Here is a 20,805-nt window from a genome sequence, read left to right as displayed (position 1 = left end):
CAGCGCAGGTGAACGCCCTGCTGGGTGGCCGAGTCGTCGTGGGTGCGGTGCGCCGCGGCGCTGCTGTGGCGCCCGGCCGGATGGTCCGCGCATACTCGGCCGCGTGGTCCGACGAAGATGTGCGGCGGTGGCGTGACCAGGTGTTACGTGGCCGGTGCAGCGAGTGTGGGACCCTCGACGGGCTCCTGGAAGCCGTTCGGGCGGGCGAGAGCCGCGCACTGGTGTTGCGCGGCGAGCCGGGCGTGGGCAAGACATTTCTGCTGGAGTACCTGGCCGGGCGCGCGTCGGGGTTCCGGACGGTGCGGGTCATCGGTGTCCAGTCGGAGATGGAGCTCCCGTTCGCCGGGCTCCACCAGCTGTGCGCGCCGATGCTGGACCTGGCCGAGCGGCTGCCCGGTCCGCAGCGCGACGCGCTGCGCACGACGCTCGGACTGAGTGCCGGCCCGACGCCGGATCGCTTCCTGGTCGGCCTGGCCGCGTTGGGCCTGCTCGCCGAGGCGGCCCGGGATCGGCCGCTGCTCTGCATCCTGGACGACGCTCAGTGGCTCGACCACGCCTCGGCGCAGGCGCTGGCGTTCGTTGCGCGCCGTCTCAGGGCCGAGTCGGTGGCAATGGTCTTCGCCGCGCGGTCTCCGGACGGGGCCGTGGAGCTGGCGGACCTGCCGGAGCTGGCGGTGGAGGGGCTGCCCGACGACGAGGCGCGGGCGCTGCTGGGCTCGGCGCTTCGCGGACCGGTCGACGAGCGCGTGCTGCAGAGGATCGTCGCGGAGACGCGGGGCAACCCGCTGGCGCTGCTGGAGCTGCCTCGGGGGCTGACGCCCGCGGAGCTCGCGGCCGGGTTCGGACCGACCGGCGCGCGGGCGCTCCCCCAACAGATCGAGGACAGCTTCCAGCGGCAGCTGGAGCCGCTCGATGCCGAGACCCGGCAGCTGCTGCTGGTCGCTGCCGCGGAGCCGGTCGGGGACCCCGTGCTCGTGTGGCGGGCGGTCGAGCGGCTCGGGATCGGGGCCGCCACGGCATCCCCCGCCGCGGCGGACGGGCTGGTCGAGATCGGCACCGTGGTGCGGTTCCGGCACCCGCTCGTGCGGTCGGCGATCTACCGGGCAGCCTCCCCGGAGGAGCGGCGCACCGCGCACCGAGCACTGGCGGACGCGACCGATCCCACGACGGACCCCGATCGCCGTGCCTGGCACCGTGCCGGGGCTGCGCCCGGCCCCGACGAGGACGTCGCCGACGAGCTCGAGCGCTCTGCCGACCGGGCGCAGGCGCGCGGCGGGCTGGCCGCGGCGGCCGCGTTCCTGGAACGGGCGGCCGAGCTGACCCCCGATCCGGCTCGCCGAGCCGAGCGCACACTGGCCGCAGCGCAGACGACCCATCACGCCGGCATGCCCGACGCGGCACTGCGTCTGCTGTCCATCGCGGAGGCGGCTCCGCTGGACAAGCTCCAGCGCGCCCAGACGGACCTGCTGCGCGCCCGGATCGCCTTGACCCTGAACCGTGGCAGGGAGGCCCCGCCGCTGCTGCTCAACGCGGCCAGACAGCTCGAGCCGCTCGACACGCGGCTTGCCCGTGAGACCTACCTGGACGCGTTGCTGGCGGTGATGTTCGCCGGTGGCGCTGTGCAGGAAGCGGCCGAGGCCGCACGTGCCGCGCCCCCGCCCGCACAGCCCCCGCGGGCGGCCGACCTCCTCCTGGACGGCCTGGCGATCCGCTTCACCGAGGGATATGCCGCGGGGCTGCCGATGCTGCGCAATGCGCTGTGCGCGTTCCGCAGCCCGGACCTCTCCGAGGAGGAGCTGCACTGGCTCTGGCTCGCCCACATCACCGCCGGGAACCTGTGGGACGAGGAAACGCACGACACCGGCCGTCATGTCCGGCTCGCGTGTGACTCCGGTGCCTTGAGCACGTTGCCGTTGGCGTTGACCTCGCGGATCGGCGCGTTCGTGCACCGGGGTGAGCTGGGTGAGGCAGGGGCGTTGCTCGAGGAGGTGGAGGCGGTCAGCGCGGCGACCGGGATCCCGGTCGCCCCGTACGGGGCGTTGCTGTTGAGTGCCTGGCAGGGGCGAGAGGCGCAGGCGGCCGCGTTGATCGAGTCCACCACCGCGGAGATGCTGCGCCGGGGTGAGGGGTTCGGGTTGATCATCACCGGTTATGCCGACGCGTTGCTGGGCAACAGTGTGGGCCGGTACGAGGACGCGCTCGCCGCGGCGGTGCGGGCCGGGGCCCATCCGCCGGTCATGGGTGTGGAGCCGTGGTTGGTGCTGGTCGAGCTGATCGAGGCGGCCACCCGCAGCGGGCAGCCCGACCGCGCGGCCGGGGCGTTGGCGCGGTTGGTGGAGACCACCGGTGTCAGTGGGACCGACTGGGCGCTGGGCATCGAGGCACGCTGCCGTGCGCTGCTCGCCGACGCCGGGACGGCCGAGGGGGCCTATCGGGAGGCGATCGCCCGGCTGGGGCGGACCCGGGTGCGTGGTGAGCTCGCCCGCGCCCATCTGCTCTACGGAGAGTGGCTGCGCCGCGAACGCCGCCGGCTGGATGCGCGTGCCGAGCTGCGAGCCGCGCACGAGATGTTCACCGCCATGGACATGCAGGCCTTCACCCGGCGTGCCGCGCGTGAGCTGCTGGCCACCGGTGCGACCGCCCGGAAACGCAGCACCGAGACCAGCAGTGACCTCACCGCCCAGGAGACCCAGGTCGTGCGGCTGGTCCGGGACGGGCTGTCCAACCCCGAGATCGCCGCCCGGCTGTTCATCAGCCCCCGCACCGTCGAATACCACCTCCACAAGATCTTCGGCAAACTCAACATCACCTCACGCCGACAGCTCTACCGCTGACCACTGGCGGCTCGACCGGCTCGCGCCGGTGGTCGTGCGCTGGTGAGCTCGGGCGGGTGGCGGTGGAGGTGGAGCGGGGCGGTATGGATCCAGAGCGCATACACCGCCCATCCCACCAGTGAGAGGCCCAGCCACGTGATCGATCGGTAGATCAGCACGCTCGCTGCTGCAGGCGCGGCGGCGACGTCGGAGGCCAGCAGCAAGGTGAGCAGGCTCGTCTCGGCCAGCCCGGCACCGCCAGGGAAGATCTGCAACGCGATGCTGCCCTGCACGAGCAGGAAGCCCACCAGGAGCGCACCCCACGGCACCTGGGAGCCCACCGCGGCGACGCTGGACGCCAGAGCCAGGTAGTCCAGAACCCACGTGAGAGCGGCCAGTGTGATCAGGCCGAGCCAGCGGACGGCACTCGGCCGCAACAGCGCGATGCGGGCGGAGAGCCGACCGGAAACCTCGTCGGCCCGCTCCGTCCACGTCCGCCGGCACGTAGGGCACACCCCTGGCACCCAGCGGCTCAGCACCACCGGCAGACGCAGGCCGCGCCGCAGTACCGCGGGGTGCGTCAGCAGCTTCCACACCCCGGCCGCACCCAGGGCGATCAACACCGCGAGCAGGACCGCGAGAGTGAGCGGGATGCGGCCCGCCAGACCCAGACCGACGGCGCCCAGCACCAGCAGGCTCAACGTGGCGACGATCCCGGCCAGGAGCACCGACCACGAGGCCAGGGCCGAGTCGACGCGGCGGCGACGCAGCTGGTCGATCGCGTAGACGATGCCACCGGCACCACCGACGACGGGAACCGTGGTGGACACCGCGTTCTCGACGAAGTTGATGCCCTGGACCGTGGCGACCGGCAGGCGCGCCCCGCCCACCAGGAGAAGTTGCCGGTGCAGCTCGCCGTACAGGACCAACGCCGACACGCCGCACAGCACGGCGACGACCAGCCACTCCCACCGCAGGTGCTCCAGCGGCCCCGTGGCCTGGACGACCTGGCCCGCCAGCCCCGGCACGAGCCGGGCGAGGTAGCCGACCGCCACGCCGACGACCCCCCAGTGCACCGCCGACCGCCAGTGCCTCTGCAGCACGTTGCGCCACGTCACTGTCGTCTGACCCCCTTCGGGATTTCCCGGACAACCGGCCGGCGCTGCTCGTGGTGAACACGAGCCGGCCGATTCCCGGTCGGAAGCGAATCGGATGGGTCGGCTCAGGGCCGCACGAGCCGATCGTCATCGGGCCGGGGCGTTGCTCGAATCCGTGGCCACGCCGGTCCGGCTGCGGGTCGTGACCCCGGTCCCCAGCGGGACGCCGGGGCGACCGGCGCGTCACACGGGTGCCACGCGCGTCTCTTGCGCCTTTCCCTGCGTGCTTTCGGCGCACTGCCCCAGGGATCCGACCGGGGCCGACACGGACGCGACCGGCGCCGTGCTGCGCAACAGTCGACGCACGCTGCGGGTCGGCCCACGGGTCACGGACGCGGCTGACACGCGGTGACTTCACCGAACACGTTCCCGACCCGGCCCGGGCAGTCGCGCGGGCGAGGAATCGCACGACATCTGGAGGAGAATTGAGCACCGACATCAATGGGCACTCGCCGATCGCCGAAGCGCCTGACTACAACTTCTGGCGAGACCGCACCAGAATCACCCTGTCCCCCGTCGCTGCGCCGTCCATTCTCGGGCTGTTCGGCTTCGCCGCGGCCACGTTCATGGTCGCCGGCAACCTGGCGGGGTGGTACGGCAACGCGCAGACCCCACTGGTCCTGTTCCCGTTCGCGCTGACCGCGGGCGGTCTGGCGCAGTTCCTCGCGGGCATGTGGGCCTACCGGGCGCGCGATGCGGTGGCCACCGCGATGCACGGGATGTGGGGAGCGTTCTGGATCGCCTACGGTCTGTACAACCTGCTCATCGCGCTGGGCGTCCTGCCCTCCGTCGCAAGCGCGACCGCCGCCGGTGCCTTCGGCTTCTGGTTCGTGGTGCTCGCTGCAATCACGCTGGTGGGCGCGATCGCAGCCGCCGCCGAGAACATCGTGCTCACCGGGGTTCTGGTCATGCTGGCCGCCGGTTCCACGCTGCTCGCGATCGCGTTGCTGGGCGGCCTTCCGCTCGTCCAGGCGATCGGCGCCTACCTGCTGATCATCAGTGCGCTCCTGGCCTGGTACCTCGCCGGCGCGATGATGATCCAGTCGAGTTTCACGCGTGCCGTCCTACCGATCGGCAGCCGCCGGCCACCAGGGACGTCGCACGCCATCCCGCCGCACAACAACGTGATCCATTTCGCGGCCGGCGAGCCCGGGGTGAAGATCGGTCAGTAGCCGCACCCCAGTCCCACCAGCAGAGGGCCGCCGCCGCGCACGCGCCGGACCGTGCGCGGCGGCGCACCTTCGGGCTCCCCCGGCCCCGGCTCAGCCGGGCGACGACGACCGCGCACGCGTGTCGTTGTTCTCCCCGGTCGACCGTGACGCAGACCGGCGAGCCGAGCCAGCACGCGGTGCAGCTCGCGCGGCCGCACGGACGGAGCGATCGTCGCCGCGGCCGCCCCGAGGGGGCGCAACCCAGCACGAGCGCATTGACCTGCCACCAGTTGGGCAACTGGATCGGACAGCCCGGCCCGGCCCGGCCCGGCCCCGAGCTCGCGGAGGACGGCGGATCAACCACGTGCGCGTCCTTCATTCCGACGATCGACCTCGATTCGAGGAACCCCATCGGGCTCGCCGATCCCAGCTGTTTCCACCGTACGACGACGGTCGGCCGCCCGGCGCCTCAGAATGAGTACCGTCACCCATGAGCGATATCGATGCCCGCCTGGCCCGCACATGCCATTAGAAATATCGCGGGCACCCTTCGATTAATCGCACGTCGGCACACTTGATGTTGTGGTAATTGTAATCCGAGTGGCCGTGTCGATCGAGAGAGAGAACGCATGGATGTCATTGATTCCGGACAAATGGGCCGCAGCGGCACCGTGATCGGCCCCGGGCCGCCTTCCGGCCCTGTCGGCCAGGCCATGGGAACACCCCTGGCCGCCGCGGGCCCGGCTCTGCACCCGACACCCTGAGCCCGGCAGGGCACACCGCCGGGCTAACCACCATTCCATTATTGACAGGTTACTGTCGCGTGGCCTACCTTCCCCACCATCACACATGGGGGGCCTGGTCAGGAGCGCCCAGTATGATCACGGGAACAAGGTTCGGAATGCCACAGCGCTTGGTCCGAGCGACACCCGAAGGTCGACCCCCTCGAGGATCCTGCCCGGGGCCGATCCCGGATGTCGTTGCTGTCACGCCGGCCCGACCCGGAGGCGATCAGGGAACCGCCGGATGCTTCCGGCTGAGCTCATGACCACGCTGCGCGCACTCCAGTGTCTCGTGGCGTTGATCGACGCGGAGTCCGTCACCGAAGCCGCCGCCCAGCTGCACATGTCGCAGTCCGCGGTCTCCCACCAGATCGCCGCCCTGGAACGCGAGATCGGGACCCAGGTGGTGGAGAGGCTGTCCCGAGGCGTCCGCCCCACCGCGGCAGGCCGGGCGGCGGCGAACGAGGCCCGCGCCGCGCTCAAAGCCGCTGCCCGCGCGATCGAGACGGGCCGCCAGGTCGGCGGGGGCCGCGCCGGCCGCCTGCGGATCGCCTGCAGCGAGACGATGACCGTCTGGCTACTGGCACCCGTCCTCAGGGACTGGAGCAGACGAAGACCTGAGGTCTCTCTCGATCTCACCGAGTTCACCAGCGCGGACCGGATGACCGAGCGCATCGCCGCCGGCGCGTCGGACATCGGCATCGGCCCACGACCCACGACCACCGCAGCCCGCATCGAGCTGCTCGGCCAGGAACCGATGGTCGTGGTGGCCGCCTGCGGCCACCGGTTCGCCGCGATGTCGTCGGTCTCGGTGACAGACCTCGCCGACGAGCCGTACATCCACTACGACCCGGCCAACGGACTGTCGAGCTGGATGGACGACTTCGTGGCCCAGCACCAGCTGAGGACCATGCCGGTCCTGCGCACCGGAAGCCCCCGGACAGCGGCACAGCTGGCCGCGTCGGGAGTGGCGATCGCGATCGTACCGATCTCGGCACTGGCGACCGAGTCGGCGAGAGTCGTCCGACGCCTGCATCCCGACGTCCGGCGCGACGTGACGGTCCAGATCGGCAATCCGGCCGACTCGCTGGCCCGGCGGTTCGTCGCCGATCTGCGTCGCCGTGGTCTTCCTTGTGCGGCGGACGGCGAGCAGGGCTACGAAACCCCTGCGTGACGGCCCGATGTCCCTATTCCGCGGTGACGACCTCGTCCAGCAGGCGGCCGCGGAGGATGTCCTTGAGCACCTTGCCGTTGTCGTTGCGCGGCAGCGCCTCGACGTACTCCAGCCGGGCCGGCAGGTACCACTCGGTCATGCCCTCGCCGGTCAGGTACCTGCGCAGCTCCTCCAGGCCGACCGGCGCCTCGGCGGTGGCCGGGACCATCACGGCGCACGCCAGTTCGCCGCCCTGGCCGTCCGGGTAGCCGACCAGCGCGACGTCCGCGACACCCGGATGCTTGAGCAACTCGGACTCGACGTCGTTGACCGGGATCATGAACACCCCGCCGATCCGGTCACCGGCGCGGCCCATCAGCCGGATCCCGCCGCGTCCGTCCGGCACGGCCAGGTCGCCGGTGTCGTACCAGCCATCGTCCTGATCGGCGATCACGGTCACCGCCCCGGAGTCACGACCCACCGTCGCCAGGCAGATCCCGCCACCCCGGACGAACAGCCGGCCGGGCTGGTCCCGGGTGATCTCGGTGTCCGAACGCAGGTCGAGCTCGAACCCCCTGATGGGGCGCCCGTCGCTGTGCGCCGCCCAGTCCGGCGGATCCTCGCCGCGAGTGAGAGTGCAGATCCCGACCTCGGTCATGCCCCACCCGGCCCGCAACGTCACTCCGAACATCTCCGACACCTCCGCGACGAGCGGCGTCGGCACGGTGGTGGCACCGCAGGCGACCATCCGCAGCGCCGGCAGCACCGGCCGCTCCCCGCCGGTGGCCGCGATCACGTCGTAGACGAACGACGGCGCCCCCATGAGGTGCGTCGTTCCACTGTCGGCCAGCACCTGCAGGCCCCGCTCCCCCGACCAGGCATCGAGCAGGACCATGCACGCGCCTGCCAGCACTGACATCCGGGAGCAGAACTGTCCCGCCGCGTGCATGAGCGAATGCGGAGTGAAGATCACGTCGTCGGAGGTGACCTCCAATGGTTCGACCATCCCGGACGTCGCCGAGTACCACGTGTTCTCCGAGTGGAGCGCACCTTTCGGCTCCCCCGACGTACCCGAGGTGAACAGAACCAGGGAAACCCGATCCGGATCCTCCCGCACGTCGTCCAACGCCACAGGATGGCGCTGCTCCCACGGCGTCGCCTCGAAGAACGAACCGAACTCGATCTCCCCATCAGCCGGGTTCCCGATCACCACGCGGTGGCGCAGCTCCGGCAGCCGGGAAGCGATCTCCCGCAACGCTGCGGCGTGATCGAACCCGGCCCACTCGTCGACGGTGACGCAGACGCTCGCGCCCAAGCGGTGCAACATCCGCTCCAGCTCCCGGGGACGGATCGTGGTCATGATCGGTGCCAGCACCGCTCCCAGTCGCGCTGCGGCCAGCACCAACACCTGGGCCTGCCACCAGTTCGGCAGCTGGCACGCCACCACGTGTCCCGGCCGCACACCCAACTCGTACAACGCACCCGCACACCGCTCGACCCGATGGGCGTACTCCGCGTAGCTGATCCGGACGGACCCCCCGTCGGCCCGGTAAGCATCGATCGCCGGCGCCCCCGGCGTCTCGTCCCGCCAACGCCGCAGATCAGAAATCGGCCCCGCATCCCGCCAGACACCGGCGGCCCGGAAATTCTGCGCAGCTGCACCGTTCGGGCGGATCATGTAATCCGTCGACAACCCGGAACTCCCTCACTCTACGGTCACCACGACCCGGATCGGGCCTGCGGATAAGCAGCGGACGCGCACTCACCAGCGAGGCACGTTCAGGCGATTTGTGAATATTCTATTCGGCGGCGCCTGGCCCGGTTCTCCGAGCCTATCCGGACCGACCCCTACAGAGATGCCGCCCGCTCGGAGCATCCGCATGAGAACCATCACCATGAACGATTTCGACCGCCGCCCTTCCATTTCGGATCCCGAGCCCGAACCCGCTCGATGTCGTATCCTCGGGCCCACGAGTGGGGTGCAGCTCCCACATTGCGGAAGAGACCTGGGTGTGGACGCCATTGATCGCGCACACGCGAATGCTGATGGGCCAGGAACCGGGCGAGATGTGGGACTCGGTCATCGCCACGGTGTGGTCCGACCTCTCCGACGCCGCGCGGGCACGGCTTCACCACGTCTACGGCACACCGCCGACCTCGGCAGCTTCGCCGACCTGCTGGTCGTCCACGAGCTCACCCACCTCGCCGACAACCCGGCATGGCTGGACGAGCAGGGGCCGGGCTCCGAACACGCCTGGGGCAACAACCCCCGCGTGCTCTGGTTCGTCGAACTCTTCGCCAACCTCGGCCTACACGGCTACATCACGGAGCGCGAACCCGACGCCCTGCCGGTGCTGGAGACGATCTTCGAGGTCGTCTGGCACACGTCGCCGGCCCGATGGCCGATCCCCGAGCTGTCGCGGATGCACGAAGCCGCAACCGCACCGGACTCCGACGGCACGAACCCGCTGCTCAGTCGGCCCGCTGGGTGCGCTGATAGTGCCGACGGACCTTGAGCCGGTTGCCGCAGACCTTCATCGAGCACCAGCGGGCGGTGTTGGGCCGGCTGCGGTCGAGCAGGAACAGGCGGCACTCGTCGTTGGCGCACGGGCGCAGCCGGCCGGGCATCTGCTCCTGCACCCGCCCCCACGCCAGCAGCGCGCGAGTGGCGAGCCGTCGGTCGTCCTCGACGTCGAGGTGCCAGCTCACGCCGGAGTCAGCCACCTCGGGCAGCAGGTGCACACCGCGCAGTGACGGGGTCAGCGTGGTCGCCGGCTCAGCGCCTCGCACCACAGCCTGCAGCCGGTCTCGGACCTGGCGCAGGTGCGCCACCTCGGCCGGCGAGCCGATGCCGCCCCGGGCCCGACTCCACTCCGCAGCCTCGTCATCGACGGCAAGAAGATCCAGGAACCCGCCCCGTACCACCGGGGTGCTGTTGAGCAGATCGAGCAGCAGCATCTCGTCGTCCGGGCCAACCGCGTGCACCATTCCGCCATACTAACCCCGATGAACAAGTTGACAAGTTAGGTCAGCCTGGTGTCTCATGACGGGGCCATGGCCGGATCACGGCAACCGCGAGAGAGGGGGAACGACGATGACCAGTGGGTTTCACGACGGCGAGCGCGCCGTGCAGCGCCGGGCCGGTGTGCTCGCCGAGGCCTCCCGTCTCTCCGGGATGCTCGCCACCCCCCACCTCGGCGGAGGGATGAGCCGTTTCCTGGCCGACCGTGACCTCGCCGTACTCACCGGCCGCGACGAGACCGGCGAGCTGTGGACCTCGCCCCTGCTGGGTTGGCCGGGCTTCCTCGTGGCTCACGACTCGACCCTGACCGTGCGTACCGCCCCCTCGGCGGGCGAACCCCTGCACCGGTTGCCGCAAGGACAACAGGTCGCGGTCATGGCCCTCGACCTCGCGATCCGCCGCCGGGTACGGCTCAACGGCACCCTCACGCGGGTGGAGGACCACGAGCTCGAGATGTCCGTCGGCCAGGCCTACGGGAACTGCCCGCAGTACATCCAGCAGCGCCACCTGCACCACGACGGCATCGAGGGCGCCGAAGCCCACACCGTCACCCGTCGCTACGGCAGCCTCCAGCCGGAACACATCGCGCTCATCACCCAGGCGGACACGTTCATCCTCGGCACGACCCACCCGACCCACGGCGCAGACACCTCCCACCGCGGCGGCTCACCGGGCTTCGTGCGGGTCGAGGAGTCGGGTGAGCTGTGGTGGCCGGACTATCCGGGCAACAACCTGTTCAACAGCTTCGGCAACATCGTCACCGATCCAACCACCGCCCTGCTCTTCCTCGACTTCGCCACCGGCACCGCCCTGCAGATCTCCGGCACGTCAACCCTGGAATGGGTCATGCCGGGCGCGGCAGGCGACGACGCCGCAACCGGCCGCCGGGTCCGCTTCACCCCGGTGCACGTCGCTGCCACCAGCGGACTTCCGTTCCGGGCTCTCGATCTGACGTCCTCCCGGGACAACCCGCCCCTGACGTAGCCGCTACGCGTCGTCGCGGTGCCGGACGACGAACCCCAGCTTTCCGAGCACCCTGACGGCGCCGGCCTTCCCGCCTTCGAAATCACCGGAGGCAAGCCGGTTGCCCGTGGCCAACTCGTATGCGGTGCCCAGGATCGCTTTCGGCGGATAACGACGTTCGTCCCAGATCAGCTCATACGTCGTGGCACGGGCGAAACCATGCTCGTCGAAGAAGCGCTGCGGTCCGAGCCGGTCGTACTCCTGCATCGCGTGCAGCACGTCGGCAGGGCTCACCTGATCCCACGTCGGCGCATGTTTCATCGGTTTCTCCCAAAGGTGGACATGGCCCTAGCGCCGGGGTTTGTCGAGCCGGCGCACGGGGCGTGCGGAGGTCTCAGTTGCGTCCCGCCATGACGCCGCCATCGACGTTGAGGATGGTGCCGGTGACCCAGTCGGCACGATCGGAGAGCAGATAGGTGATTGCCGACGCGACATCCTGGGCGGTGCCGACCCGGCCGAGGGGGTGGAAGCCGTTGAAGCCCTCGAGTGTTTCGTCGATCTTCTCCGGCGGGATGAAGCCTTCGTAGATGGGCGTGGCGACCACGGCGGGTGCGACGGCATTCACGCGGATGTGCCGGCCGGCCAGTTCGAGGGCGAGGTTGTGGGTGAGTGCGTGCAGGCCGGCCTTGGCCATCGAGTAGGCGCTGGACGGAGTGGCGCCGATTGCCTGGTACGCCCACATGCTGCCGATGTTCACGATCGACCCGCCGCTGCCGGCCTCAACCATGCCGCGCACCACGGTCTGGGTCAGGAAGAAGATGGCACGGTTCAGTTCGAGGTAGGAGTCGTAGGAGGCACCGTCGTGGTCGAGGAATGGCGTCGGGATGAAAATGCCGGCGGCATTGACCAGGAGGGTGGCGTCGGCGTGCTCGTCGGCGAGCCGCTGCTGCACGTGGGCAACCTCGTCACGGTCGGTGAGATCGGCAGTGATACCCCACGCCTTTCCCGCGGCCCCCAACGTCATGACCGTCTCGTCGACCCGCTCCTTACGGCGGCCGACGATGACCGCGCTGCCACCGCCGGCCACGACGTCGGCCGCGGTCTGCCGGCCCATCCCGCTGCTTCCCCCGATCACGATCAGTTTGCGGCCCTCGAAGGTCTCGTTCATGACGATCTCCATTCCCATCGGATCACCTGATGTTCGGCAACTGAGCCAGGTATCCGGCTCACCCAGCCACACTTCACGCCGACCCGCTGGCATCGCACCGGGGATCCGCCTAGGCAAACCACGGGTGGCCGTCCTCATCCGTCACTCCCCCGATGCCCGTGCCGACCGGGCGCCCGATCACCTCCGCAATTGGTGGCGCGACGTGACTCCGCACTTGGTGAATATCTTGCTCAGGTGCCACTCGACGGTGCGCGGGCTGATGAACAGGCGGTCGGCGATCTCCGCGTTCGACATCCTCTCGCGGACCAGCAGCACGATCTGCTCCTGCTGCGCGGTGAGTCCACCGGAGCTCACGTCCTTGTTCTTGCGGACGGTCTCGCCGGAAGCGCCGAGCTCCCGCGCGGCCTGCGCCGCGAAGGCATCCATGCCCATCGCGGTGAACATCGTGTGCGCGGTGCGCAACTCCTCACGTGCTTCGCCGCACCGGTCGCGGCGACGCAGCCGTTCCCCGTGATGCAGATGGCAGCGGGCCAGCAGTCCCCGCATGCGCGTGCGGGCGAGCCGGTCGATCGCCTCGCGATGGTAGGGCTCCACCGCCTCACCGTCGTGGACGAGCGCCTCGCAGCTCGCCTGCACACCGAGCGCCCAGTCGGTGCCACTCGCCTGCGTCATCACTCTCAGCCGCGCGAGCGCCTCGGAGGCCGTGTCGCCCTGTCCGGTGCGGGCCGCCGCGATGACGAGCTCCACCAGCGAGCACCAGGTGACGACACCCATCTCCTGGCGTGGTTCCGTGGCCTGCCGCGCCGCGGGCAGTGCCTCGTCGTAGCGGCCGAGACTGTTCGACAACAGTGCCTGCATCCAGCCCGCGGCGATCACGCCGACCCCCTCGCCGCGCTGCGTCGCCTCCCGGGTAGTCGCCTCGATCAGCGCGACGGCCTTGTCCTCCTGGCCGCGCCACACGGCGAGCAGCTGAGCGGCGTAGGGCCGCTCGTCCAGGCCCGTGCCCTCCTGAACGGCGTCGAGCTCCTCCAGCAGCAGGTCAGCAGCGGCCAGGTCACCGGCGAACACCTGCATGACGATGCGCTGTGTCAGGGCCAAGAGAAGCGCAGTCAGCGTGCCCGAGTTCCGGGCGAGCTGAACGAACCGGCTCGTGAGCACGTCACCTGCTTCGGCCTCCCACAGGTCCAGCGAGGTCGTGCAGGCGAACCACAGCCATCGCAGGTCCACGTCGTCGGCCGGCTCGGCACCGAGGAACGCGTCCAACGCATGCTTCAGCAGTGGCGCGCCGGCCGGGTAGCCGTCCCGGTAGCGCACGGCGAGACCGTCCAGCAGCAGGTCGGAAGGAGTACCGGCGTGCTCCGGTGCGGGCGCGGCCAGTGCAGCGTCGGACAGATCATGCAGGGTCGGACCAGCGGACAGATGGGCGACGAACCAGCCCGCCCGCAGCGCCTCCAGATAGGTCTCCCTGCCCATCCGCACGTCGAACCTCTCCAGCCGGGTCGCCGCCTCGAGCAGCAAGGTCGGCGCCTCCGGCCCGCGGTTCAGGGTGAACGCCACCCGGGCACGCAGCGCATCGCCGTGAGCACGCTCGCGCGTACCCAGCAGGCACGCCTCGGCCCGCGTGAGCAGCGCCAGCGACGCGTGAGGCATGCCGGCCTGGTAGTTGGCCTGCGAGGCAGCGAGCAGTCGTTGCCCCCGCCGAGCGGAGTCCCGGGTCAGATCAGCCGCACGCTCGAAGAATGCGGCGGCCGCGGCCGGCCCACCCCGGGCCTGCGCTCGCCCCGCCGACCACTCCAGCTCGGCGGCGACATCGTCGTCATCCCCGGCCGCCGCCTGGGCGAGGTGCCATGCGCGCCGGTCGGGGTCGGTGACCGGATCCATCACCTGCGCCAGCGCCCGGTGCGCCTGCCGCCGATCCTCCGGGGTGGCGGCATGGTAGATGGCGGACCGCAGCAGCGGATGCCGGAATGTCACCCGGGCACCGAACTCCAGGAACCCTGCTGTCGCTTCCCGTAACGCAAGCTCGGCGCCGATGCCAGTGCCGAGTGGGTCGACCGCGCGCCGGACGAGGACCGGATCACCCACGGGTTCAGCAGCGGCGACCAGCAACACCTGTCGCGTCAATGGCGCCAGTGTGGCGATCTGCCGCTGGAAGCTCTCCTCGATGCGGAGTGGCAGCTCAGCTGCGCTGAGCAGTCCGAATCCGCCTGCCAGTTCGGCCAGCGTGAACCCGCGTGGCAGCTCCTGCAACGCCAACGGGTTGCCTCGGCTGTCGGCGACGACCCGGTCGAGCACTCGGTCGTCGACCGGCCCGGGATGGGCCGACAGCAGCAGCGCGCGGGCGTCCTCGTCGGGCAGTCCGGTGACGTGTAGATCCGGTACGCCCGCCAGCTCCGGTACCTCCGCCTGATCGCCGGTCCGACGCACCGCGAAGATCATCGCCAGCGACTCGGCCTTCAGGCGTCTGGCCACGAACCCGAGCACCTGCGCCGACGCCCGGTCCAGCCACTGGGCGTCGTCGATCAGGCACAGCAGTGGTCGCTCCCGCGCGGCCTCGGCGAACAGGCCCAACACCGCCAGGCCGACGATGAACCGATCCGGTGGGCGTCCGATGCCGAGGCCGAACGCCGTGCTCAACGCCTCGCGCTGCGGCCCGGGCAGCTGCGGCAGCCGGTCCAGCATCGGCGCACACACCTGATCCAGGGCGGCGAAGGCCAGCTCGTTCTCGGCCTCGACGCCCCCGGCCCGGACGAGCTGGCAGCCTGTCGCTCGTCCGGCCACGTACTCCAACAACGCGGTCTTTCCGATACCGGCGTCTCCTCCGAGCACCAGCGCGCGGCTCTCGCCCCTGCGCAGGTCGGCGACGACGCGGTCGAGCACCTCGCGTTCACTGCGCCTGTCCAGCAACACCGGTCGAACCCCACAACTTTCGGCTGGCGGCGGACGTCAGCGCGGGCGGCCTGGTGCGATCTCGTCGGCGGTGAGCTCGCGGTCGATGCCGTGGGGGGTGACCTGCTGGCCGGGTTCGAGCTTGAGCACCGTGCCGTCGAGGAACACGGTGACCTTGTCGGGCTCGAAGGAGACGAGGTCACGTACCCGGCCGACCTCGGGCCAGGCCTCCCGGTAGGACCAGGCAGCGCCCTTCGCCTCGCCGATGTCGTAGTAGCTGGCCAGGCCCTTGTACGGGCAGAACGTCTGGCCTTCGACCGGGGTCAGCGCCGACTCGTCGATGGCGGTGCGAGGCACGTACCACCGGGGGGCGAACCCGGACTCGTAGAGCACGACCGGTTCTCTCGTGTCCGCGACCTGACGGTCGCCCGAGCACACGACCAGGTGGCGCGACGTACGGCGGATGTCGATGCGGTGATAGGCGTCCGCGGCGTGGCCGACGATGCGTTCGTCCTCCTCGTAGAAGGCGTCCATCGCACGCCAGGCGAACGCAACGCGGCCCGCCAGCTCGCCGGCGTACCCGGGCAGGCCGGTGTGCTGCCATGCCCCGCGCCGCGCGGTCCGCCCACCGGCCTGCACCGCGAACCAGGAGGTCTCGCCCAGGTCACGGTGTTCGGTGACGGTCTCCAGGGGTTCCAACGATCCCGAGTCGATGTCCTCGATCGGGAAGTAGGCGACCGGGTAGCGGCCGGGTTCGTGGAGCAGGACCACGGTCTCGCTGTCCGCGATCCACTCACCGCCGAAGCGCACCCGCATCCGCCGCCGCAACGGCTCGGCGAACAGGAGCCGCTCGGGCAGGGGGTCGGGAACGAGGAAGCGTCCCGGGGTTGCGCCCGAGAGCGGTCCTTGCTGCCAGGACAGTCCCATGGTCGGTCCTTTCCGGTACTGGTCAGGTCAGCGGTTCTCCACCGTCGACAGCCAGCGTCACGCCGGTGAGGAAGGTGTTGGTCAGTGCGAAGAGCACGGCCTGCGCGACGTCCTCGACCCGGCCGATGCGCCGGGCGGGGTTGCGGGCGGTCATGTCCTGGAACATCTCGGCCTTGGCGTGTTCGCCCAGGGCGTCCCAGGCGCCGGTGTCGATCACTCCCGGGGAGATGGCGTTGACCCTGATGGGCGCCAGCTCCAGTGAGAGCGAGCGGGTCAGCGTGTCGGCGGCGCCGTTGGTGATCGCGACCCCGAGCGTGCCGACCGCGATCTTGAACGCCGCGACGCCGGAGAACAGCACGAAGGACCCGCCGTCGTTCATCCGGGGCGCCAGGTGTTTGGCCAGCATGAGCGGCCCGATGACCTTCGTGTCGAACGACTTCCTGATGGCGTCGCGGTCGAGGTCGGCCAGGCGCCCCCGCGCACGGGACGAGGCGGTGGAGACGACGTGGTCGAGGCTCCCGAGCCGGTCGCCGAGCGCGCTGATCGACGCGTCATCGGTGACGTCGACGTAGTCGGTGGTGATCCGGTGCTCGCCGGCGTAGGCGGTCGCGAGGGCGTCGGTGCTGCGCCCGGCCGCGACGACGTGGGCGCCGGCGTCGCGGGCGGCTGTGGCCACCGCATGCGCGATGCCACTGCCCCGCCCGATCACGAGGACGGTGCGGTCCTGGAGAGGTCCGGTCATGACGGTGTCCCTTTCGAGGTGGCGAGGGTGCGGCCGAGGAAGCCGCGGATGTATCCGCTCGCCGTGTCCAGGGCGCTCTCGAGCAGGAAGTGCCCGCCGTGGAGGAGGTGGATCTCGGCGTCGGGGAGATCGCGGGCGAAGGCCGTGGCACCTGCGGGTCCGAAGATCTCGTCCCCGGCTCCCCAGATGGCCAGCAGCGGCACCTGGCTCCTGCGGAAGTAGTCCTGCACCGCGGGGTAGAGCGGCGGGTTGGTGGTGTAGTCGCGCAACAGCGCCAGCTGGATCTCGGCGTTGCCGGGGCGGCTGACCTGGGCGTGGTCGAGAACCCACGTGTCGGGATCGACGAGGTCCGGGTCGGGCACTCCCGTGAGGTACTGCCAGCGGATGGCCTCGACCTCCAACGCCCCACGAACTGCCGGCTCGGTCTGCGGGCCGGGGGCCTCGGCGTAGGCCCACACGGCCGACCAGAACTCGGGGACGAAACCCTCGTCGTAGGCGTTGCCGCTCTGGCTGATGATCGCCGCGACGGTGGCGGGCCGGCGCAGTGCGAGACGCCAGCCGATCGGAGCGCCGTAGTCCTGCACGTACATCGCGTAGCGATCGACGCCGAGGTGGTCGAGCAGGCCCTCCGTCAGGACGGTCAGGGCGTCGAAGGTGTAGGTGAACTCGCCGACCGTGGGCATCGCCGAATGGCCGAAGCCGAGATGGTCGGGTGCGATGACGTGGTAGCGATCGGCGAGCGCGGCCATCAGCCGGCGGAACATCCGCGAACTGGTGGGGAAACCGTGCAGGAGCAGCACTACCGGCGCCTCTGCCGGGCCGGCCTCTCGATAGAAGATCTCGAGGCCGTTCACGGTCGCGGTGCGGTGATGTACATCGGTCATAAACTCACTACCCATCATGATGGCGCCGGCGCAGGCAGACGGTCCGTGAATTACATCTGCTTTACGTTCTGGGCCGTTGCGCCCATGCAATCAGCAGTACCACCCGGTGCCGCCCCGCGGGCTGACGATTTTCGATGACAGTCCCGCATATTCGTCATGAGCGCCGGGGGCGGGCTAGCTGTACTCGGCCGTCAGGTTGGTGACAGCCGGCTGATCGGTGGGAGTCCTGCGAGTGCGCTGTGGCGGCGTCGAGTGTTGTAGTGCTCGATCCAGGGTGCAAGAGCGGCGGTGCGGTCGTGGTTGCTGGTGAACACCTGCCGGTAGGCCCACTCGGTCTGCAGGGTGCGGTTGAGTCGTTCGACCTTGCCGTTCTGCCAGGGGCAGTGCGGTTTGATGAACACCTGCCGGGCGCCGAGTGCGGCGATGACCTCGCGTAATGAGTACTTGTAGGCCCAGGCGTTGTCGGTCATGACCCGCTCGATACGACCGATCCCGTGGTGGGCGAAGTAGCCCGCGGCGCGGTGCAGGAATCCGGCGCAGGTGGGGCCCTTCTCATCGGGGAGGACCTCGGAGTAGGCCAGCCGGGAGTGGTCATCGACGAGGGAATGGACGAAGTCGAACCCGATCGTGCGGGTGCGGTCCCGGTCGCGGGCGGCGCGTCCGTGGGCGCGCCAGCCGCCGCCCTCGGGGATCCGGCCGATCTTCTTCACGTCCATGTGCACCAGCTCGCCGGGTCGGTCGCGTTCGTAGCGGACCGCGGTGGTCTTGCTGGCCCGGATCGGGGCGCCGGTCAGCGGGTCGAGTTCGCGCAGGTAGGGCATCTGGTGGCGGCGCAGGATCCGTGACACAGTCCGGGCCGGGATGCCGAGCTCGGGGCCGATCCAGTCCTGCCCGCGCCGCTGGCGTTCCCGCAGGGCCACAACCTGGGCTTCGGTCCGGGTGGGAGTACGGGCCGGTGAGGTGTGGGGTCGCGAAGAACGGTCGTGCAGCCCGTGCTCGCCTTCGCTGCGGTAGCGGGCGATCCAGCGGCTCACGCACTGGCGGGAGACCCCCATCTCGGCGGCCACGTGGGAGCGCGGACGCCGCTGGTGCAGGACTCGCTCGACGATCGTGCGTCGGCCGTGGAAGGTCAGGCGGGCATTACCGTGTGACACGAGAGCCTCCGGGCGGAGTGGGTCCTAGACAAGCCACACCCCAACCGGAGGCTCTCCCTCGTTCAACAACCCCGTCCGCGTGTCACGACAACCGATCTGCCACCAACGTCCTGGCCGAGTACAGCTAGCCCCGGTAGGCCTCGAGCAGGCGCAGCCAGACTTCGCTGATGGTCGGGAAACAGGGCACGACGTGCCAGAGCCGGTCGATCGGTACCCGACCCGCCACGGCGACGGTCGCCGAATGCAGAAGCTCGGCCATGCCCGGCCCGACGAACGTGGCGCCCAGCAGGTACTCGTGATCGAGGTCGACGACGATGCGGGCCCGGCCGCGGTAACCGTCGGCGAACAGGAGGGCGCCCGGCACCCGCTCGAGGTCGACGTCGACGGCCCGGACCCGGTGCCCGGCGCGTTGCGCCTGGTCGGTGGTCAGCCCGACGCTCGCTGCCTCCGGGTCGCAGAAGAACACCTGCGGCACGGCATCGATGTCGGCGGTGGCGACATGCGCGCCCCACGGCGAGGTGTCCACCGGTTGCCCCGCAGCGCGCGCTCCGATCAGGTTGCCGATCATGCGAGCCTGGTACTTGCCCTGATGGGTCAGCAGTGCCCGGTGGTTGACATCGCCCGCGGCGTAGAGCCAGCCGTCGTCGACGCCGCGGACCTGGCAGCTGTCGTCGACGTCGAGCCACGACCCGGGAGCGAGCCCCACGGTTTCCAAGCCGATGTCCCCGGTGAGCGGCTCCCGCCCGACGGCGAACAACACCTCGTCAGCAGTGACCTCGCTGCCGTCGTCCAGCACGAGGGTGACCGGCCCTGCCGCAGCGGGCCGGTGCAGCTCGATGACCGAGACACCGGTGCGGACATCGACCCCGGCCTCCTTCAGCCCGTCGGCCACCATCTCCCCGGCGAACGCCTCCAACCGCGGCAGGAGCGCATGCAGGCGCGAGAGCAGCGTGACCGACGAGCCCAGCCCCTGCCAGGCGGTCGCCATCTCCACTGCCACCCCGCCGTCCCCGACGATCGCCAGCCGGCGCGGGGCATCGCTGCTGTCGGTAGCCCTCCGGTTGGTCCAGGCATGCGCCTCGGCGATACCGGGCAGATCCGGCAACGCGGCCGTGCTGCCGGTGCACACGACCACCGCATGCCGCGCGGTGAGCACCCGCTGCTCGTCGTCGGCAGTGGCGACGACGACGCGCCGCGCACCCTCGATCCGCCCATGGCCGCGGATCACGTCGATCCCCATGCCGGCGAGCCCGTCGGCCTGCCCGCTGTCGTCCCACCCGGTCACATACCGGTCGCGACGGCGGAACACCGCACCCGCGTCGACCTGCCCGGTGACCGCCTCCCGGGCCCCGTCGACCCGGCGGGCATCCGAGACCGCGATGACCGGCCGCAGCATCGCCTTGCTGGGAATGCACCCCCAGTAGGAGCACTCGCCGCCCACCAGCTCCCGCTCGACAAGGGCGACACTCAGGCCGTGGGCACGAGAACGCCCGGCGACGGTCTGACCGACCGGGCCGGCCCCGAGGACGACCACGTCGTAGCTGTCGGACGCCGATACTGCACGGGAACGATCGGGCATGGTGACTCCTGTTTTCTGCATGTCGCGGACGGGTGGCCTCTGATCGGACGCGTCCGCACGCCCGGCTGCTGTGGCCGTGGCACGGCGGACCGCGAGGCGCACCTTGCGTGCTGCCAGCGTTGCGGCGGGCCGGCCCGGTCGCATCCGGGAACGCCCTAGCCGAACACCCCGGGTCTGTGCCCCGGGTCGGTGCAGACCTGGACGGCGGGAGGAACCCGAAACGGCGTGCCTCTCCTGGCGCCGCCGGCAACTCGAGCCATTCGGAATTCCGCGGAATTCGATCGAAGATGCTCATGCCCGGGCGCTTCGGCTGGCGTCTTCATCACGAATGATTGGCGTAGGGTGCAAGTATTGCCGGAATTGGCCATTGCGGACACCAGGTGAATCCCGCTGGAGGCCAGGACGGTTCCGGCCGCAGAAA

General features: G+C 70.4%; 16 protein-coding genes. 5 read left to right on the top strand and 11 right to left on the bottom strand.

Annotated elements, in window-relative coordinates; translation table 11 throughout:
- Positions 1–8 precede the first annotated feature (8 nt).
- A complete protein-coding gene (locus tag ACQPZA_RS14930; RefSeq protein WP_433281475.1) occupies positions 9–2,834 on the top strand; it encodes a helix-turn-helix transcriptional regulator in 2,826 nt (941 codons plus the stop codon).
- Here the strand turns inward: ACQPZA_RS14930 and ACQPZA_RS14925 are convergent.
- Positions 2,825–3,916, bottom strand: coding sequence for a lysylphosphatidylglycerol synthase transmembrane domain-containing protein (locus tag ACQPZA_RS14925; protein ID WP_433281473.1), 1,092 nt, complete (start codon positions 3,914–3,916; stop codon positions 2,825–2,827). The two genes, ACQPZA_RS14930 and ACQPZA_RS14925, sit on opposite strands and share 10 nt — an antisense overlap.
- Positions 3,917–4,395: 479 nt before the next feature.
- Here ACQPZA_RS14925 and ACQPZA_RS14920 point away from each other — a divergent pair, with 479 nt between their 5' ends.
- Together ACQPZA_RS14920 and ACQPZA_RS14915 are read left to right on the top strand one after the other, a co-directional pair.
- On the top strand, positions 4,396–5,142 hold the full coding sequence (locus ACQPZA_RS14920) for an acetate uptake transporter family protein (RefSeq protein WP_433281471.1): 747 nt from the start codon (positions 4,396–4,398) through the stop codon (positions 5,140–5,142).
- 1,023 nt (positions 5,143–6,165) lie between these two features.
- Entirely contained in the window at positions 6,166–7,077 is a 912-nt protein-coding gene (locus ACQPZA_RS14915) for a LysR family transcriptional regulator (protein ID WP_433281469.1), read from the top strand.
- A 13-nt stretch (positions 7,078–7,090) separates the two neighbouring features.
- Here the strand turns inward: ACQPZA_RS14915 and ACQPZA_RS14910 are convergent, their stop codons facing one another.
- A complete protein-coding gene (locus ACQPZA_RS14910) occupies positions 7,091–8,734 on the bottom strand; it encodes an AMP-binding protein (RefSeq protein WP_433281467.1) in 1,644 nt (547 codons plus the stop codon).
- A 415-nt stretch (positions 8,735–9,149) separates the two neighbouring features.
- On the opposite strand from ACQPZA_RS14910, the gene ACQPZA_RS14905 reads away from it, so the two are divergent.
- Complete coding sequence (locus ACQPZA_RS14905) at positions 9,150–9,572, top strand: hypothetical protein (protein WP_433281465.1); 423 nt, start codon at positions 9,150–9,152, stop codon at positions 9,570–9,572.
- Here the strand turns inward: ACQPZA_RS14905 and ACQPZA_RS14900 are convergent.
- On the bottom strand, positions 9,529–10,044 hold the full coding sequence (locus ACQPZA_RS14900; RefSeq protein WP_433281463.1) for a CGNR zinc finger domain-containing protein: 516 nt from the start codon (positions 10,042–10,044) through the stop codon (positions 9,529–9,531). The genes ACQPZA_RS14905 and ACQPZA_RS14900 overlap by 44 nt on opposite strands.
- Before the next feature lie 106 nt (positions 10,045–10,150).
- Here ACQPZA_RS14900 and ACQPZA_RS14895 point away from each other — a divergent pair, with 106 nt between their 5' ends.
- Positions 10,151–11,062 (top strand): pyridoxamine 5'-phosphate oxidase family protein, encoded by a 912-nt coding sequence (locus ACQPZA_RS14895; protein ID WP_433281461.1) that lies wholly within the window; start codon positions 10,151–10,153, stop codon positions 11,060–11,062.
- A gap of 3 nt (positions 11,063–11,065) precedes the next feature.
- Here the strand turns inward: ACQPZA_RS14895 and ACQPZA_RS14890 are convergent, their stop codons facing one another.
- From ACQPZA_RS14890 to ACQPZA_RS14855, 8 genes are all read right to left on the bottom strand, one after another.
- A complete protein-coding gene (locus ACQPZA_RS14890; RefSeq protein ID WP_433281459.1) occupies positions 11,066–11,362 on the bottom strand; it encodes a hypothetical protein in 297 nt (98 codons plus the stop codon).
- Positions 11,363–11,435: 73 nt separating this feature from the next.
- Entirely contained in the window at positions 11,436–12,227 is a 792-nt protein-coding gene (locus ACQPZA_RS14885) for an SDR family NAD(P)-dependent oxidoreductase (protein ID WP_433281457.1), read from the bottom strand.
- A gap of 159 nt (positions 12,228–12,386) precedes the next feature.
- Entirely contained in the window at positions 12,387–15,119 is a 2,733-nt protein-coding gene (locus ACQPZA_RS14880; RefSeq protein WP_433281456.1) for a helix-turn-helix transcriptional regulator, read from the bottom strand.
- Positions 15,120–15,155: 36 nt separating this feature from the next.
- Positions 15,156–16,025 carry a DUF427 domain-containing protein gene (locus ACQPZA_RS14875; protein ID WP_433281454.1) on the bottom strand — a complete coding sequence of 290 codons (870 nt, stop codon included), beginning with the start codon at positions 16,023–16,025 and terminating at the stop codon, positions 15,156–15,158.
- A gap of 22 nt (positions 16,026–16,047) precedes the next feature.
- Complete coding sequence (locus ACQPZA_RS14870) at positions 16,048–16,767, bottom strand: SDR family oxidoreductase (RefSeq protein WP_433281452.1); 720 nt, start codon at positions 16,765–16,767, stop codon at positions 16,048–16,050.
- The gene (locus tag ACQPZA_RS14865; protein ID WP_433281450.1) at positions 16,764–17,651 is read right to left on the bottom strand and encodes an alpha/beta fold hydrolase; all 888 of its coding nucleotides are present in this window, start codon (positions 17,649–17,651) and stop codon (positions 16,764–16,766) included. The genes ACQPZA_RS14870 and ACQPZA_RS14865 overlap by 4 nt, the downstream gene beginning before the upstream one ends.
- 191 nt (positions 17,652–17,842) lie before the next feature.
- Complete coding sequence (locus ACQPZA_RS14860; RefSeq protein WP_433275352.1) at positions 17,843–18,805, bottom strand: IS481 family transposase; 963 nt, start codon at positions 18,803–18,805, stop codon at positions 17,843–17,845.
- A gap of 124 nt (positions 18,806–18,929) precedes the next feature.
- Entirely contained in the window at positions 18,930–20,384 is a 1,455-nt protein-coding gene (locus ACQPZA_RS14855) for a dihydrolipoyl dehydrogenase family protein (protein ID WP_433281448.1), read from the bottom strand.
- Positions 20,385–20,805: the final 421 nt, after the last annotated feature.

Origin of the sequence: Pseudonocardia xinjiangensis, from assembly GCF_050948425.1 — a bacterium.
Classification (GTDB): domain Bacteria; phylum Actinomycetota; class Actinomycetes; order Mycobacteriales; family Pseudonocardiaceae; genus Pseudonocardia; species Pseudonocardia xinjiangensis.
The sequence above is the reverse complement of the archived record's forward strand: the minus strand, read 5'-3'. Positions and strand labels throughout refer to the sequence as shown.